Source organism: Pedococcus sp. NPDC057267 (genome assembly GCF_042668795.1).
Taxonomy (GTDB): Bacteria; Actinomycetota; Actinomycetes; order Actinomycetales; family Dermatophilaceae; genus Pedococcus.
In genome coordinates this window covers 1-15,763 of the sequence record NZ_JBHUYG010000099.1, presented here as the reverse complement: position 1 = coordinate 15,763, position 15,763 = coordinate 1, and the positions used below count along the sequence as shown (strand labels likewise).

Annotated in this window: 13 protein-coding genes; 8 read left to right on the top strand and 5 right to left on the bottom strand. The window is 73.9% G+C overall.

The window, feature by feature from the left end; all coding sequences use genetic code 11:
- Nucleotides 1-70: 70 nt before the first annotated feature.
- The gene (locus ACFUC1_RS17315) at nucleotides 71-835 is read right to left on the bottom strand and encodes a DUF3027 domain-containing protein (protein WP_379122010.1); all 765 of its coding nucleotides are present in this window, start codon (nucleotides 833-835) and stop codon (nucleotides 71-73) included.
- Nucleotides 835-1,230 (bottom strand): cold-shock protein, encoded by a 396-nt coding sequence (locus tag ACFUC1_RS17310; RefSeq protein ID WP_379122008.1) that lies wholly within the window; start codon nucleotides 1,228-1,230, stop codon nucleotides 835-837. Before ACFUC1_RS17310 ends, ACFUC1_RS17315 begins: the two co-directional genes overlap by 1 nt.
- 182 nt (nucleotides 1,231-1,412) lie before the next feature.
- Between ACFUC1_RS17310 and ACFUC1_RS17305 the strand changes: the two genes are divergently transcribed.
- On the top strand, nucleotides 1,413-2,780 hold the full coding sequence (locus ACFUC1_RS17305) for an MFS transporter (RefSeq protein ID WP_379122006.1): 1,368 nt from the start codon (nucleotides 1,413-1,415) through the stop codon (nucleotides 2,778-2,780).
- Here ACFUC1_RS17305 and ACFUC1_RS17300 read toward each other — a convergent pair.
- Both ACFUC1_RS17300 and ACFUC1_RS17295 read right to left on the bottom strand, forming a co-directional pair.
- The gene (locus ACFUC1_RS17300) at nucleotides 2,702-3,628 is read right to left on the bottom strand and encodes an aldose 1-epimerase family protein (protein WP_379122004.1); all 927 of its coding nucleotides are present in this window, start codon (nucleotides 3,626-3,628) and stop codon (nucleotides 2,702-2,704) included. The two genes, ACFUC1_RS17305 and ACFUC1_RS17300, sit on opposite strands and share 79 nt — an antisense overlap.
- A gap of 105 nt (nucleotides 3,629-3,733) precedes the next feature.
- Nucleotides 3,734-4,594: a hypothetical protein gene (locus ACFUC1_RS17295; RefSeq protein WP_379122002.1), complete on the bottom strand. Its 861-nt coding sequence runs from the start codon at nucleotides 4,592-4,594 to the stop codon at nucleotides 3,734-3,736.
- 101 nt (nucleotides 4,595-4,695) lie between these two features.
- Between ACFUC1_RS17295 and ACFUC1_RS17290 the strand changes: the two genes are divergently transcribed.
- Nucleotides 4,696-6,969 carry a helicase-associated domain-containing protein gene (locus ACFUC1_RS17290; protein ID WP_379122000.1) on the top strand — a complete coding sequence of 758 codons (2,274 nt, stop codon included), beginning with the start codon at nucleotides 4,696-4,698 and terminating at the stop codon, nucleotides 6,967-6,969.
- 46 nt (nucleotides 6,970-7,015) lie between these two features.
- Here the strand turns inward: ACFUC1_RS17290 and ACFUC1_RS17285 are convergent, their stop codons facing one another.
- Nucleotides 7,016-7,966, bottom strand: coding sequence for a hydroxymethylglutaryl-CoA lyase (locus tag ACFUC1_RS17285; protein WP_379121998.1), 951 nt, complete (start codon nucleotides 7,964-7,966; stop codon nucleotides 7,016-7,018).
- A gap of 96 nt (nucleotides 7,967-8,062) precedes the next feature.
- Here ACFUC1_RS17285 and ACFUC1_RS17280 point away from each other — a divergent pair, with 96 nt between their 5' ends.
- From ACFUC1_RS17280 to ACFUC1_RS17255, 6 genes are all read left to right on the top strand, one after another.
- A complete protein-coding gene (locus tag ACFUC1_RS17280; RefSeq protein ID WP_379121996.1) occupies nucleotides 8,063-8,860 on the top strand; it encodes a hypothetical protein in 798 nt (265 codons plus the stop codon).
- A gap of 4 nt (nucleotides 8,861-8,864) precedes the next feature.
- On the top strand, nucleotides 8,865-10,514 hold the full coding sequence (locus ACFUC1_RS17275) for a DNA repair helicase XPB (protein ID WP_379121994.1): 1,650 nt from the start codon (nucleotides 8,865-8,867) through the stop codon (nucleotides 10,512-10,514).
- A gap of 254 nt (nucleotides 10,515-10,768) precedes the next feature.
- Nucleotides 10,769-11,551, top strand: coding sequence for a CHAP domain-containing protein (locus tag ACFUC1_RS17270; protein ID WP_379121992.1), 783 nt, complete (start codon nucleotides 10,769-10,771; stop codon nucleotides 11,549-11,551).
- 106 nt (nucleotides 11,552-11,657) lie between these two features.
- Nucleotides 11,658-12,368, top strand: coding sequence for a response regulator transcription factor (locus ACFUC1_RS17265; RefSeq protein WP_379121990.1), 711 nt, complete (start codon nucleotides 11,658-11,660; stop codon nucleotides 12,366-12,368).
- Nucleotides 12,369-12,403: 35 nt separating this feature from the next.
- Nucleotides 12,404-14,086 carry a sensor histidine kinase gene (locus ACFUC1_RS17260; protein ID WP_379121988.1) on the top strand — a complete coding sequence of 561 codons (1,683 nt, stop codon included), beginning with the start codon at nucleotides 12,404-12,406 and terminating at the stop codon, nucleotides 14,084-14,086.
- Nucleotides 14,087-14,135: 49 nt separating this feature from the next.
- Nucleotides 14,136-15,680 carry a trypsin-like peptidase domain-containing protein gene (locus tag ACFUC1_RS17255; protein ID WP_379121986.1) on the top strand — a complete coding sequence of 515 codons (1,545 nt, stop codon included), beginning with the start codon at nucleotides 14,136-14,138 and terminating at the stop codon, nucleotides 15,678-15,680.
- Nucleotides 15,681-15,763: the final 83 nt, after the last annotated feature.

Sequence of the window (15,763 nt, the reverse complement as noted above, 5' to 3'; positions counted from 1 at the left end):
GTTCAGAACTGCCGTTTCATGCCAGCAACTGCCGTTTTGCGGCTAGGAGCGCGACGGGGCCGGGCGGGGGTCAGACGAGGTCGAAGGCCTCTTCGTCGACGAGGGGGTCGGGGGCGGCGGCCAAGGACTCGGCGGGCTCCACATCGACCTCGGAGTGGGCGCCGCAGCCGTGGTCAAGGCTCACGACGCGACCGTCGGAGGGCGACCAGGCGTTGGCGCACACGCCGAAAAAAGAGCGGAGTGCACCTGCCATCGGGAGGAAGTAGCCGCAGCTCGAGCAGGGAGCCGGTGCCTTCTCGGCCACGGGCGAGTGCGGGCCGTTCTCGCCGTCGTACCAGCGCTGGGCAGCGGCCTCGCGCCCCTCGGCCGACAGCACTCGCTTGCGCCCCAGCCCGAGCTCGAACTGCGCCACCTGGTCGACGTCCTCGTCGCCCGTCGCCTCGAACCCGGGCTCGAGCAGCGGGTCGTCCTCCTTGTACGGGAGCACGTCACCGGCGCCGAGGTCCCCCGGGGCCAGCCGGTCGGCATACGGGAGCCACTCGGGCGACAGGAGCGCGCCGTCACCGGGCACGAGGTTGGTCTCGCACACCGTCGCGACCTTGCCGCGCGGCACGCGCGCGACGGTGATCGCCCAGCGCCAGCCCGGGTACGCCTTGGCGGTGCAGGCGAAGTAGTGCGTGGCCAGGCGCTCGTCGTCCATCTCGACCCCGAGGTGGTCGCCGACGGTGCCGGGCTCGGCGATCGACTCGGCGGCCTCGCGGGCCAGGTCGACGGCGGCGGCGAGCACGGCGTCCTTCCTGGGCGAAGCAGGGCCCTGTGGCTGCGGTGCCGGCATCAGGGCTCGATCTGGTCGGCGAGGAAGCGCAGCACCTGGGCCAGCTTGGTGGCGTGGTCCTTCTCGGGGCGACGGCCGCGGCGGTAGGTGTTCGAGGCGCTGTCGAGCAGCTTGATCGCGTCCTCGACGAGCGGGGCGAGGTCCTCGGGCGACTTGCGGCTGGCCTCGCGCTTGCCGGCGGACACGGTCGGGGCGGGCTCGAGCAGGGTCACCTGGAGCGCCTGCGTGCCGCGCCGCCCCTCGGCGACGCTGAACTCGACGCGCGTGCCGCCCTTGAGCGTCTGCACGCCCTGCGGCAGCGCGTTGGCGTGCAGGAACACGTCCGCACCGTTGTCCTCGGAGATGAAGCCGAAGCCCTTCTCCGCGTCGTACCACTTGACCTTGCCAGTGGGCACCGTTCGTCCCTTACCTCGAAGTTCGCGAGCGCGCGTCACGCGCACCTGCAAGCCTAACGGCCGCGTCCAAATCCATTTGCCGTATGCCGCGTGCGCCGGACGCGGGGGCGGCCCCCTGGGGCCCGGGGTCCCGGCGGGAAAACCGTTTCGGCGTTGTGGGTGCGTTACGGGAGGATTGTCCGGTGAGTGGGACGACGACCTCGGGGCACGGCATCCGCGACTTCTGGGCAGCGCTGCCGAGCGCCGGTCGGTGGTTGCTGTCCACCGTGGCGGTACAGACCCTCGGCCGCGGCCTGACCCTGCCGTTCACCGTCATCTACCTGCACGAGGTCCGCGGCATCTCCCTCGACCTCGCCGGCGTGCTCATGGCGTTCATCGCGGTGGTGGCCCTCGCCGTGACCGGCCCGGCCGGCGCCCTGACCGACCGGCTCGGCGCCCGGAGCGTGCTGCTGTGGGGCACGACCGCGCAGGTCGTCGGCTGTGTGGTGCTCGCGTTCGCCACGACGCCGCTGGTCGTCGCCGTGGCGTTCCTCTTCCTCGGGTTCAACTTCGGCGTCTCGTGGCCTGCGTTCAACGCCCTGGTGGCGGCGATCGTGAGCGGCAAGGCCCGACAGCAGTACTTCGGCATCAACTTCGCGCTGGTCAACCTCGGCATCGGGCTCGGGGGCGTCATCGGCGGCCTCTACGCCGACGTGCACAGGCCGACGACGTTCACCGTGATCTTCCTGGCCGACGCCGTCTGCATGCTCATCCCCATCGCGCTGCTGCTGGGCCCGCTGCGGCACGTCCACGGCCGGGCGGAGAAGCCGGAGGGCGCCGACGCCCAGGCCGGCTCGTACCTCGCGATCCTGCGCCAGCCGGCCACCCTGTGGCTGACCGGCCTCACCTTCCTCGGGGTGTTCATCGGCTACGGCCAGATGGAGGCCGGGTTCCCGGCATTCGCCCGACAGGTGAGCGGGGTGTCGACCGACGTCATCGGGTTCGCGTTCGCGGTCAACACCGCGGTCATCGTCGGCCTGCAGTTCTGGGTGCTGCGCCGCATCAGCGGGCACCGGCGCACCCGCGTGCTCATCGTCATGGCCGCGCTGTGGGCGGCGGCCTGGACCGTGCTCGGGTTCACCGGAGCCGTGGCCGGGACGACGGCCGCGGCCGCCGGGGTGCTGCTGTTCCACGCGATGTTCGCGCTCGGCGAGACGCTGCTGCAGCCGACCGTGCCGGCCATCACCAACGACATGGCGCCGGACCACCTGCGCGGGCGCTACAACGCCGTCAACGCGGGCGCGTTCCAGACCGGGACCATCCTCGGGCCGGTCGTGGCGGGCTTCATGCTGAGCCGGCAATGGTCGACGGCGTTCGTGGTGATGATCATCATCGGCTGCGGGCTCATGGTCGTGCTGTCGCTCGCCCTCGAGCGCCGGATCACGTCTGCGGTGAACGGGCTGGGCGAGCGCGGCGAGGGGGCGTCGGCCGGTCAGCCTTCCGACGCGGACGGGCTGATGCCCCAGGTGCCGCTCCACGACTCGCCCGGGGTGAGCACGACCAGCCCCTGACCGGAGTTGAACGCCTCGGCCGGGCAGCTCATCGGCTCGACCGCGATCCCGCGGATGCCCGGGGCGTCGTCGGCTCCCTTGACGGTGAAGACCTGGAGCCAGTCGAACGACCCGTCCGCCCAGAGGTGCACGTCACCGCGGTCCCGAAGTCCCGACACGGTGACGGTCCACCGGCCGGTGGCGGGGTCCCGCTCCACCCCGGTGAACGCGGTGTCGAGGCTCGTCGAGCCCAGCGGCCGCGGGCTGCGGAAGTCGGTCTCGGGGCTGACCGGCTGGGTACCGGTCGGCAGCATCCGGTCGTCGACGAGGACCTCCTTGCTCGCCGGCAGCTGCAGCACCACGTCGGCCAGGGGCGTGTCGCCGATCGCGACGTAGGGGTGCGCCCCGTACCCGAAGGGCACGGTCGCGGCGCCGACGTTCGTGGCCCGGTTCGTGACGGTGAGGCCGGACCCGTCCACCGAGTACGTGACCACCAGGTCGAGCACGCCGTCCCACCCGGGCTGCGCGTGCAGCCGGGTGCCGACGGTGAGGGAGTCCGCGGCCCGCTCGACGACGTGCCACGGCACCCAGCGGACCAGCCCGTGGCTGGCGTTGTGGAACGCGGGCTCGGTCAGCGCGAGCTGCTGCTCCTCGCCCCCGAAGGTGTAGCGGCCGTCGCGGATGCGGTTCGGCCACGGCATGAGCAGCTGGCCCCGGCCCGAGGACGCCGGCTCGTCGACGCCGTACCCGGCGACGACGTCCACGCCGTCCAGCGTGTACGTCCGCACGCCCCCGCCCACCTCGACGACGGTGACCTCGTGACCGCCGGAGCGGATCGTCCACTGCTCGCCCGAGGGGTGCACGCTCATGGCGCCACCGTAGCCCGGCCGCGCCGTGGGGTCAGCGGGTCACCCCGACGGCCCGGCGAGCCGCGCGGTCACCGGGTCAGCCGGACGCAACCGGGAGCCGCGCGGTCACCGGGTCAGGCGGACGAGCACGGCCTTGCTGCCCTGCTTCTGCGCGAGGACCAGCACCGAGTCCCCGTTGGCCACGGCGCGTGCCGGCGTGCGGGTCGAGGAGTCGAGCGCGTAGGTCGCGGTGAACCCGTCCGTGCTGCGCACCGAGAGCGACGTCGCGCTGGCCGCGGTCACCGTCCCGCGCTGCAGCGTCATCACCGCCGGGGTCCCCCCGGACCTGTTGACGGTGAACTCGCCGTGCTCGACGGTGCCCAGCGCAGCAGCACCGCCCAGCGCGGAGCCGAGGCCCCCGCCGTTGCCGCCCATGCCGCGCTGCTGGGGACCGAGAGGGCGCTGTTCACCCGGGCCGCGCATCCCGGGGCCCAGGTCGTTGCCCCGTCCGGGGTGCACCTGTCCCACCCGGACCTCGCCGTGGTGGTTGAACCCGCGGCCGATCGCGAAGGCCGCGGCGCCAGCGGCTCCGATGAGCAGCAGGACGACGACGACCGCCGCCACCACGAGCGCAGCGATGCCACCGGTGGTCGAGGTCGCGCGATGCCAGAAGCTCGGGCGTCGACCGCCGGGCCCCGGCCCCGGCCCCGCGGCATACGGCGGAGGACCGGCAACGCCGCCCGCACCGGCCGCCGCGTGGGCTGCCGGCGCCGGACCGGCCTGGCCACCCGGTCCGGGGGTCGGCGGCGCCGGCTGCGGCGGCCCCGCAGGTCCGGCGGGACCGGCGGCGGCGTATGCCGGCTGCGGCGCCTGCGGGGGAACGGGCTGCCCGGCCGGGTGGGCGGGCAGCTCGGACGTGGGGGCGGACGCCCAGGACTCGGTCGGGTCCTGCGGGGTGGCGGGACCGTTCGGTTCGCGGGTGCTCATGGCTCCTCCTGTCGAGCTCCCCACCAGTGTGTCTGCCCGTGCTGGGCCGGCAATGGGAATTCGCTGTGAAGGCGCAGGACGGCGCGGACTACCGTGGGCAGGTGCCCGCGACCTCCCCCACGCCCGCTGCCGGCGCCCGGTCGATGGCCGACGACATCCGCGCGCGCAGCGACGAGCAGCTCGGGAACCTCCTGCACCTGCGCCACGACCTCGCGCGCCCCGCCCCAGCCGACCTCGCGGCCCTGGCCGCGCGTGCCAGCACCAGGGCGAGCGTCCAGCGCGCCGTCGACAACCTCGACCTGGCCCACCTGCAGGTGCTCGAGGCAGCGACCGCCGGATCCAACCCCGTCGACCCTTCCGAGCTCGTCACCTTCCTGGCGCTGGCCGGGCCCGGGGAGGTCGAGCCCCTCCTCGAGGAGCTGTGGGCCCTCGCGCTGCTCTGGCGCAGCCCGGAGGGACTGCGCGTGGTCCGCACCGTGACCGAGGTGCTGGGTCACCCGGCGGGCCTCGGCCCCCGCGCGGCGGACCTGTCGGTCGAGGCCCCCGACGCCGGGTCCGTCGCCGAGGCGGCCGCCTCCGCCCCCGCCCCGGCGCGGGCCATCCTCGACCGCCTCACCTGGGGCCCGGCCGTCGCCGTCCTGCCCCCGGGCGCCCCGGAGCGGGTCGCGGAGGGCGCCCGCTGGCTGCTCGAGCACCACCTCGTGGCCGCACCCACGCCCGACCAGCTGGTCCTCCCCCGGGAGGTCGCCCTCGCCCTGCGCGGCGGCCGCACCCACCGCGACCCCGCCCTCACCGCACCGGCGCTCGAGGGACGGCAGGTGCCGCCGCAGGACGTCGACTTTGCCGCCGGGCAGCAGGTCACCGACCTGCTGTCACTGCTCGACGAGCTCGCGGCGGAGTGGGGGCTGCGCCCGCCGCGCGTCCTGCGGTCCGGCGGGCTCGCGGTCCGCGACCTCAAGCGCCTAGGCAGCGTCCTCGACGTCGACCAGGAGCGTGCCGCCTTCGTCGCCGAGACGGCGTATGCCGCGGGGCTGGTCGCCGACGACGGCTCCCTGGACCCCTCGTGGGCACCGACCCCGGCATACGACGAGTGGCAGCAGCAGCCCGCGGAGGTGCGCTGGGCCACGCTCGCCCGGGCGTGGCTCGCCACCACGCGGGCGCCGCACCTCGTGGGCACCACCCCGCCCGGCGGGTCGGGCACGGTCAACGCCCTCGGGCCGGAAGCGCACTGGCCGCCGGCGCGCAGCCTGCGCCGCGACCTGCTCGACCTGGCCGCGGCCGCGGAGCCGGGACTCGCCCCGACCGCCGGGTCCTGGGCGGAGCTCCTGCGGTGGCACCGTCCCCGCCGGGTGCCCGCCAGCCTCGACGCGGTCGTCGCCGCAGTGGTGCGCGAGGCCGAGTGGCTCGGGGTGACCGGACGCGGCGCGGTCTCCACCGCCGGACGGGTCCTGCTCACCGATGCCGACGACGACCGGCTGGCCGACGCGGTCCGCCCGCACCTGCCCGAGCCGGTGGAGCACGTGCTGCTGCAGGCGGACCTCACCGCCGTGGCGCCCGGGCCGCTCGCGGGAGGCCTGGCGACGTTCATGCGGCTCGTCGCCGATGTCGAGAGCCGCGGCGGTGCGACGGTCTACCGGTTCACGCCCGACTCCGTGCGGCGGTGCCTCGACGCCGGCTGGTCGGTCGACCAGCTGCTCGGGACGCTGACCGACGCCAGCCACACGCCGGTGCCGCAGCCGCTGGAGTACCTCGTGCGCGACGTGGCGCGGCGGCACGGGCAGGCGCGGGTCGGCTCGGTCCGGGCGTACGTGCGGTGCGACGACGAGACGACGCTCGGGGCGATGCTGGCCGACCGCGAGCTGTCGCCGCTGCAGCTGCGCAGCGTCGCACCGACGGTCCTGGTCTCCCCCGTCGCCGCCGACACCGTCCTCGACTTCCTGCGCGACAACGGCTACGCCCCGGCGGCCGAGAGCCCCGACGGCGGCGTGGTCGTCCCGACGGCCGGGCGCCACCGCACGCCCGTGCACCGCCGCCCGAGCCAGGTCAGCGCGCAGGTCGTCGACGACGACCTCGTGACCCGGCTGGTCGGCGCGCTGCGCGCCGGCGAGGAGGCCGCGGCATACCAGCGCGAGCAGCTCGCCCGGCGCGAGGGACCAGCGCTGCCGAGCACCGACCCCACCACCACCCTCGCCGTGCTGCGGGACGCGGCGGCGGACCGCCAGGCGGTCTGGCTCGGGTACTCCGACGCCGACGGCCGGGTGCGGCGCCTGCTGTTCTACCCCGACCGGGTCGAGGGCGGCCGCGTGCACGGCACCGCCGACGGGGCGCTGCGCACCCTGTCGATCCACCGGGTCACCGGCGCGGCACCCGGCTGACCGGCCTGGGCCCCTCGCGGCCGGGCGGCCCGGGGGAACGCTCGGCTCAGTCTCCGCCGGCGAGCGCCTTGACGACGCGGGACGGCGACGGGCGACCCAGGTGCTGCGCCATCCACACGCTGGTCTGCACGAGCGCCTCGAGGTCGACGCCGGTCGCCACGCCCGCGCCGTCGAGGGCCCAGACGAGGTCCTCGGTGGCGAGGTTGCCGGTGGCGCTCTTGGCGTAGGGGCAGCCCCCGAGGCCGCCCGTGGACGCGTCGACCACGCGGACGCCGTGCCGCAGCGCGGTCATCGTGTTGGCGAGGGCCTGGCCGTAGGTGTCGTGGAAGTGCACGCCGATCCGGTCGGCCCCGATCCCACGGGCGCCGAGCTCGTCGAGCAGCCGGCTGACGTGGCCGGTCGTGCCGGTGCCGATGGTGTCGCCGAGCGACAGCTGGTCGGCGCCGAGCTCCATGAGCTGCACGGCGACGTCCGCGACCTGCTCGACGGGCACCGGCCCCTCCCACGGGTCGCCGAAGCACATCGAGACGTAGGCACGCACCCACAGCCCGGAGTCCTTGGCGCGGCGCACGACCGGCCGGAACATCTCCACGGACTCAGCCACCGTGCGGTTGAGGTTCTTGCGGGCGAACGTCTCGGTCGCGCTGCCGAAGACCGCCACCGCCCCGACCCCGGCGGCGAGGGCGTCGTCGAGGCCGCGCTCGTTCGGCACGAGGACCGGCCGCCGGGCGCCCTTCCCGACGTCACCGAGGTCGGCGAGGAGCTCGCGCGCGTCGGCGAGCTGGGGCACCCACGTCGGCGGCACGAACGAGGTCGTCTCGATCGTCTCCAGGCCCGCGGCCGCCAGCCGGCGGACGAACTCCGCCTTCACCTCGACCGGCACGACCGTCTTCTCGTTCTGCAGGCCGTCACGCGGGCCGACCTCGTAGATCGTGACGCTCTCGGGCAGGTCGGTCGCGGGCTCGCGCTGGGGCAGGGCGGGGCGGGCTGTGCTCACCCGTCGATCCTGCCATTCCCCGGAACCGGCGGTCCCGGGCACGCACCCGCGGGTTAGATTTGTGCACCGGTGACACCACCACGACGAAGGACGGCCATGAGCGACACCCCTCGGAACGACGACGGTCCCGAGTTCCGCGACCCCACCGCGCCGAGCGACCCCTGGACCGACTCGACAGGTGGGACCGGCGGGTCCGCCGCGTCACCCGAGCACACCCGGCCGGTCGAGACCTCGCAGACCCAGCAGGTGCCCCAGGCGCCCGGGCCCGACGAGGGCGCTGCGCCGCCCGTGCCGCCCGCTCCCGGCCACGAGTCCCCGTGGGCCTCCTCGGCGACGCCCGAGAACCCGTACGCCAGCCCCACGCACGCCTCGACGCCCCCCGCGCCCCCGCAGAACCCGTACGCCAGCCCGGCACCGGGCTCCACGCCCCCCGCGCCGCCCCAGAACCCCTACGCCGCGCCCCAGAACCCCTACGCCGCGCCGCAGAGCCCGTATGCCGCGCAGCCGCCGGCCGCGCCGCAGAACCCCTACGCGACACCCGCCCCCGGCGGCGGCTACGGCCCGCCGCCCGGCTACGGCACCGCTCCCACCCCGGCACCCGGGTACGGCGCCAACCCGTACGCCTCGGCGCCGCGCTCGATGAGCGGCAACACGATCGCCCTCCTGGTCGTCTCCGGCCTGCTGACCGTGGGCGGTTGCGGCGTCGGCATCGTCGCCCTCGTGTTCGGCATCCTCGCTGCCACGAAGAACGACGAGCCCACGGAGCAGGCGAAGTTCACCCGCTGGGGCTGGTGGGCGCTGGGCATCACGATCCTGCTCGCCGTCATCGCGATCATCGGCGTGGTCGTGCTGGCCGCGGTCGGCAGCAGCACGAGCACCGGCGGAGGGTACTGACCCCTTGCCTGACGGCGCCCTGATCGTCCAGAGCGACAAGACCCTCCTGCTGGAGGTCGACCACCCCCGGGCCGAGGAGGCCCGGCGGGCCATCGCACCCTTCGCCGAGCTCGAGCGCGCGCCCGAGCACATGCACACCTACCGGGTCACGCCGCTCGGCCTGTGGAACGCACGGGCGGCCGGGCACGACGCCGAGCAGGTGGTCGACGCCCTCGTCACGCACAGCCGCTACGCGGTGCCGCACGCCCTGCTGGTCGACGTCGCCGACACGATGGACCGCTACGGCCGGCTCACCCTGCTCAAGGACGACGAGCACGGCCTGGTGCTGCGCACGACCGACCGCCCCGTGCTCGAGGAGGTGCTGCGGCACAAGAAGATCAAGCCGCTCGTCGGCACTCGCGTCGACGACGACACCGTCCTGGTCCACCCCTCCGAGCGCGGCCACCTCAAGCAGGAGCTGCTCAAGGTCGGCTGGCCCGCCGAGGACGAGGCGGGGTACGTCGACGGCGAGGCGCACCGTATCGACCTCGACGACAGCGACTGGTCCCTGCGGCCGTACCAGCAGCAGGCTGTCGACGGCTTCTGGCACGGCGGCTCCGGCGTCGTCGTCCTGCCCTGCGGCGCGGGCAAGACGCTCGTCGGCGCCGGGGCGATGGCCCAGGCCAAGGCGACCACCCTCATCCTCGTCACCAACACGGTGTCGGCACGTCAGTGGCGCGACGAGCTGCTGCACCGGACCTCGCTCACCGAGGAGGAGATCGGCGAGTACTCCGGCGCCCGCAAGGAGATCCGCCCGGTCACCATCGCGACCTACCAGGTGCTGACGACCAAGAGGAAGGGCGTCTACACCCACCTCGACCTGCTCGATGCCCGCGACTGGGGCCTCATCGTCTACGACGAGGTGCACCTGCTTCCGGCACCGATCTTCCGCATGACGGCCGACCTGCAGGCTCGCCGCCGGCTCGGCCTCACCGCGACCCTCGTGCGTGAGGACGGCCGCGAGGCGGACGTGTTCTCCCTCATCGGGCCCAAGCGCTTCGACGCGCCGTGGAAGGACATCGAGGCGCAGGGCTACATCGCGCCCGCCGACTGCGTCGAGGTGCGGGTCACGCTCGGCGACAGCGAGCGCATGACGTATGCCGTGGCCGAGCCGGAGGACCGCTACCGGCTGTCCTCGTGCAGCCCGACGAAGCTCCCGGTCGTCGAGCGGATCGTCGAGCGCCACAAGGGCGAGCCGACCCTCGTGATCGGGCAGTACCTCGACCAGCTCGACGAGGTGGCCACCCGACTCGGGGCCGACGTCATCACGGGCGAGACGCCGGTGGGGCAGCGGCAGAAGCTGTTCCAGGCCTTCCGCGACGGCGACATCGACCTGCTGGTCGTGTCCAAGGTCGCCAACTTCTCGGTCGACCTGCCCGAGGCGACGGTCGCCATCCAGGTGTCCGGGACCTTCGGCTCCCGGCAGGAGGAGGCCCAGCGGCTCGGCCGGGTGCTGCGCCCCAAGGGGGACGGCCGGACCGCGCACTTCTACACCGTCGTCGCGCGCGACACCATCGACGCCGAGTTCGCGGCGCACCGGCAGCGGTTCCTCGCCGAGCAGGGCTACGCCTACCGCATCGTCGACGCCGACGACCTGCCCACCGGCCGCGCCTGACGCAGCCGGTGCGGCCGGGCGACCGGTCCCCGCAGGGCCTCCACCGGGAGAGGGGAGCGCTCCCCCCTCCCGGAGAGAACGGCATACCGGGTGCACGAAAGTCGTTGCAGCACAGTCGGTTCCGTAGTCCTCGGCTCGCACGACGCCGCGGCGACGGGTAGCTCTCCCCATCGCCAGCAGGTGGCCCACGCTCCTACGTTCCTGCCAGCAGCCGGAACCACAGGGGGGCCGGCCGACACCAGGAGCGCACAGACATGGGCATCACCAGCATCGCCACCAAGCCGGTCCGCGTGGCCGTCGCCTCCCTCGCCGGGCTCGGCATCGCCGGCGGGGTCGCGGTCGCGGCCGACGCCGCCACCGGCACGATCAAGACCTCCGGAGCCAACCTCACCGTGCGCAAGGGGCCGGGCACCGGCTACGCCGCCGTCGGGACCATCGCCAAGGGCACCAGGGTCACGATCAGCTGCCAGACGACAGGCTCGACGGTGCGGGGCACCTACGGCACGTCGAACATCTGGGACAAGATCGGCACCGGCCGCTTCGTCTCCGACGCCTACGTCTACACCGGCTCCGACGGCCGGGTCGCCCCGAAGTGCGGCAGCTCCGGCGGCAGCACCGGCAGCACCACCCCGAGCGGCATCATCGGCAACGACTACCCGTACAGTGACCAGACCTCCGGCGTCGACCCGTGGAACTTCTACAAGGGCCAGTGCACCTCGTTCGCCGCGTGGCGCGCCCGCAGCGTCAAGCACGTCAGCTTCACCAACTCCTACAAGGGCCAGCACTGGGGCAACGCCAACCACTGGGACGACGCGGCCCGAGCTGCCGGCGTGACCACCAGCAGCCGCCCGCACGTCGGTGACATCGCGCAGAGCGACGCCGGCTCCTACGGCCACGTCGCCTACGTCGCGAAGGTGAACGCCGACGGCAGCTTCGTCGTCGAGGAGTACAACTGGGCCAGCCCGGAGCACTACGGCACCCGCACCACCACGGTCGGCGGCGCGCACGGCCAGTTCGACACCTTCATCCGCTTCTGACGGACCCGACACCGGCGGGCACGGTTGGCACGGTCCGGAGAAACCGGCGAGAACGCGCCCAGACGGCATACAGGGAACTCCCAGAGACCGGGCAGACACTGGTGCGGTGAGCACCACGACCCAGCCCGAGGCCCGCCTCCTCGTCGTCGAGGACGAGCCCAACATCCGCGAGCTCCTGGCCACCTCCCTGCGGTTCGCGGGGTTCGAGGTCCACGTCGCCGGTGACGGCGCGACGGCCCTCAACCTCGCGACGGAGCACGACCCCGACCTGGTCGTGCTCGACGTGATGCTCCCCGACATGGACGGGTTCTCGGTGACCCGCAAGCTGCGCGACACCGGCCGCCAGCTACCGATAGTCTTCGTCACCGCACGCGACTCGGTCGACGACAAGATCAAGGGCCTCACCGTCGGCGGCGACGACTACGTCACCAAGCCGTTCAGCCTCGAGGAGGTCGTCGCCCGGATCCGCGCCGTGCTGCGCCGCACCCGCGGCGAGGTCGACGACGGCGCGTCGATGCGGTTCGAGGACCTCGAGCTCGACGAGGACTCGCACGAGGTGCGCCGCGCGGGCCGCGTCATCGACATGTCGCCCACCGAGTTCAAGCTGCTGCGCTACCTCATGCTCAACCCCAACCGGGTGCTGTCCAAGGCGCAGATCCTCGACCACGTGTGGGACTACGACTTCCGCGGCGAGAGCGGCATCGTCGAGTCCTACATCTCCTACCTGCGGCGCAAGATCGACACCGACGGCCTGCCGGCGCTGATCCACACCAAGCGCGGCGTCGGCTACGTCCTGCGCAAGCCGCCGGAGGCCTAGTGACGACGCCGCCCGCCGCGACCCCCGGACGGGCCGTGACGCCTCCCCCGGTGCCGCCCGTGGCACCGGGCGGGGCCTCGACGCCCACCGGCCCTGCCGCAGCCGGCTCGAGCGGCCCAGCCGCTGCCGGTTCGACCGGCCCTGCCCCCGGCACGGTCCACGCCGGCACGGTCCACGCCGGCACCGTCCCCCCGGGGCCGGATGCCGCTGGGCCTGGGGGCACGGGTCCCGCCGGCGGCCCACGCCTCACCCGCCCCCACCTGCCCGACCGGGTCCACCACCGGCTGGAGGAGCTGCCGCTGCGGGTGCGGCTCGTCAGCGTGCTGCTCGTCCTGCTGCTGCTCGCCCTGGCCCTGACGGCCGGTGCGACGGCGGCGCTGATGCGCCGCGACCTCATGAGCAGGGTCGACCAGGACCTCCAGCGGGCGTACCCGAGCGTGGCGCAGCAGGCGCTCGACACCCTGCGGGCGCCGGCGCGCAACCGGCTGCCGAGCGGCTACGCCGTCGTCTTCTACCCCACCGACGGCTCGAACGCGGTCGAGATCGACCCCACCGGGCTCGACGCGCGTCCCGGCGTGCCCGACACCCTGCCGCTCAACGACCGGCGGGTCACCGGCACGGACGCCTTCACCATCGCCTCGCGCGACGGGAACGGTGAGTGGCGCGCGGTGGCTGGCAAGCTGCGGGACAACTCGGCGACGTTCATCGTGGCGGTGCCGCTGACGTCGGTCAGCCACACCGTCCGGCGGCTCATCCTCGTCGAGCTGCTCATCGGCCTGGGCGTCCTCGTCGCCATGGGCTGCGTGGGCTGGTATGCCGTGCACCGCGCCTTCCGGCCGCTGCGCCAGATCGAGGACACCGCTGCCGCGATCGCCGACGGCGACCTCACCAGGCGCGTGCCGACCCGGACCGCCAAGGACGAGGTGACCTCCCTGTCCCGTTCGCTCAACGCGATGCTCGCGCAGATCGAGCAGTCGTTCGCGGCACGCGAGGCGTCCGAGGAGAAGATGCGCCAGTTCGTGGCGGACGCGTCGCACGAGCTGCGCACGCCGCTGGCCGCCGTCCGGGGCTATGCCGAGCTGTACCGCCAGGGCGCCGTGCGCGAGCCCGAGGACGTCGCCAGCGCCATGAGCCGGATCGAGGGTGAGGCCAGCCGGATGAGCGGGCTGGTCGAGGACCTCCTGGTGCTCGCCCGCCTCGACGACCAGCGGCCCCTGGCCATCGCGCCCGTCGACCTCACCGTGGTCGCGGCCGACGCCGCCCAGGACGCCCGCGCCATCGACCCCGGCCGGCACATCGAGGTCGTCGGGCTCGAGGGCCCGCTCGGCCCCACCGTGGCGCAGGGCGAGGACGCCAAGCTCCGGCAGGTCGTCGCGAACCTGCTCTCCAACGCGCTCAACCACACCCCTGCCGGCACCCCCATCGAGGTCGCCGTGGGCTCACGCGCCCACGACGGCATGGCGGTCGTCGAGGTCCGGGACCACGGACCCGGCGTCGACCCCGACAAGGCCCGTCGGGTCTTCGAGCGCTTCTACCGCGCCGACCCCTCGCGCGCCCGCACCGGTGGCGGCGGCAACGGCCTGGGGCTGGCCATCGCGGCGGCGATCGTCGCCGCGCACCGGGGCCGGATCGGCGTCGCGCAGACGCCCGGCGGTGGCGCGACGTTCGTGATGGAGCTGCCCACAGGAAACTCCCAGCAGGCGCCCAGTAGCCGTTGACGTCAGCGGGGTTGACTCATCTCATCAGCCACACCGAGGAGTTCGAGAGATGACCCAGACCCCGCACGACACCCGGTTCCAGACCAGCGCCAGCGCGGGCGCGGACCCCGGGCGCGAGCCGGGGTCCTCGGCCGAGCAGCCCGGCAGCCAGGCACCCCAGCAGGAGCCGTGGGCAGCGCCGCAGCCGCCGTATTCCGAGCCGTACGGGTCCCAGCCCACCGCGCCGCAGCCCGGTGGCAGCACCCCTGCGGCGCCGCAGTCGGACGTGACGGGACCGGTCTGGTACGGCCAGACGCGCGAGCTCCCGCGCACGTCCGCCTTCGGCCCCGGCGCCTCCGGCTACCCGGGCCAGAACCCCTCCTCACAGACCCCGGCTGGGCCGCCCCCTTCCTTTCCCACTCGGGACGGGGCAGAGCCTGCCCAGCCGGCCAAGCGGCGTCGCCTGGCGGAGCTCACCACCGTCGCGGCGCTGGCCGCCCTGCTCGCCAGCGGCGGCACCGTGGCCGCGACCCGGCTGGTCGACGGCTCGCAGCCCTCCTCCACTACGAGCTCGACGACCCTGGGTCGCGGCACGGACAAGGGCCCGGTGGTCCAGGCCGACGCGAGCAACCCGAACTGGACGGCCACGGCCGCCGCAGTCTCCCCCAGCGTCGTGGCCATCACCGTGGCCTCCAGCCAGGGCGAGGCCGAGGGCAGCGGCGTGATCATCGACGCCAAGGGCCACATCCTCACGAACAACCACGTGGTCAGCGGCGCCGGAGCCGGCGCCAGCCTGACCGTGACGCTGAACGACGGACGGTCCTACAAGGCGAGCGTCGCCGGCACCGACCCCAGCACCGACCTCGCCGTCATCACGCTGTCCAACGCACCGAGCGACCTCAAGCCGGTCGCCCTCGGCGACTCCAGCGCCCTCAAGGTCGGCGACCCCGTCATGGCCGTCGGCAACCCGCTCGGCCTCGCGGGCACCGTCACCACCGGCATCGTCAGCGCCCTCAACCGCCCCGTGACCACCCAGGCCGAGGACAACAACCAGAACCAGAACCCGTTCGGGCAGCAGCAGGGTGGCAGCGACAGCACCGAGGTCGTGACCAACGCGATCCAGACGTCGGCCGCGATCAACCCCGGCAACTCCGGTGGCGCGCTGGTGAACGCCTCCGGCCAGCTCGTCGGCATCAACTCCTCGATCGCCAGCCTCGGCGGCTCGAGCAGCGGCAGCCAGAGCGGGAGCATCGGCATCGGCTTCGCGATCCCGGTCAACGAGGCGAAGACGATCGCCACGCAGCTCATCGACTCGGGGAAGGCCCAGCACTCCTTCCTCGGCGTGACCACCCGTGACGGCACAGCCTCCGACGGCAGCAGCCAGCGGACCGGCGCCCAGGTCGTCGACGTGTCACCCGGCACGCCGGCTGCGAAGGCCGGCCTGCGGTCCGGTGACGTGGTCATCAAGGTCGACGGCCAGTCCACCGGCTCGTCGGAGTCGCTCGTGGCCAGCATCCGCGAGCGCGCCGTCGGCGACAAGGTCACCCTGACCGTGATCCGCGACGGCAAGCAGATGACCCTGTCGACCACCCTCGCCGCCAAGCCGGCGCAGTAACCGTCACCTCGGCACCGGGCGTCCTCCCCCGGCTGCCGGTGGCCGCCCCTCGTGTGCGGGGCACGTGCCGCGCCCCTCGGGTC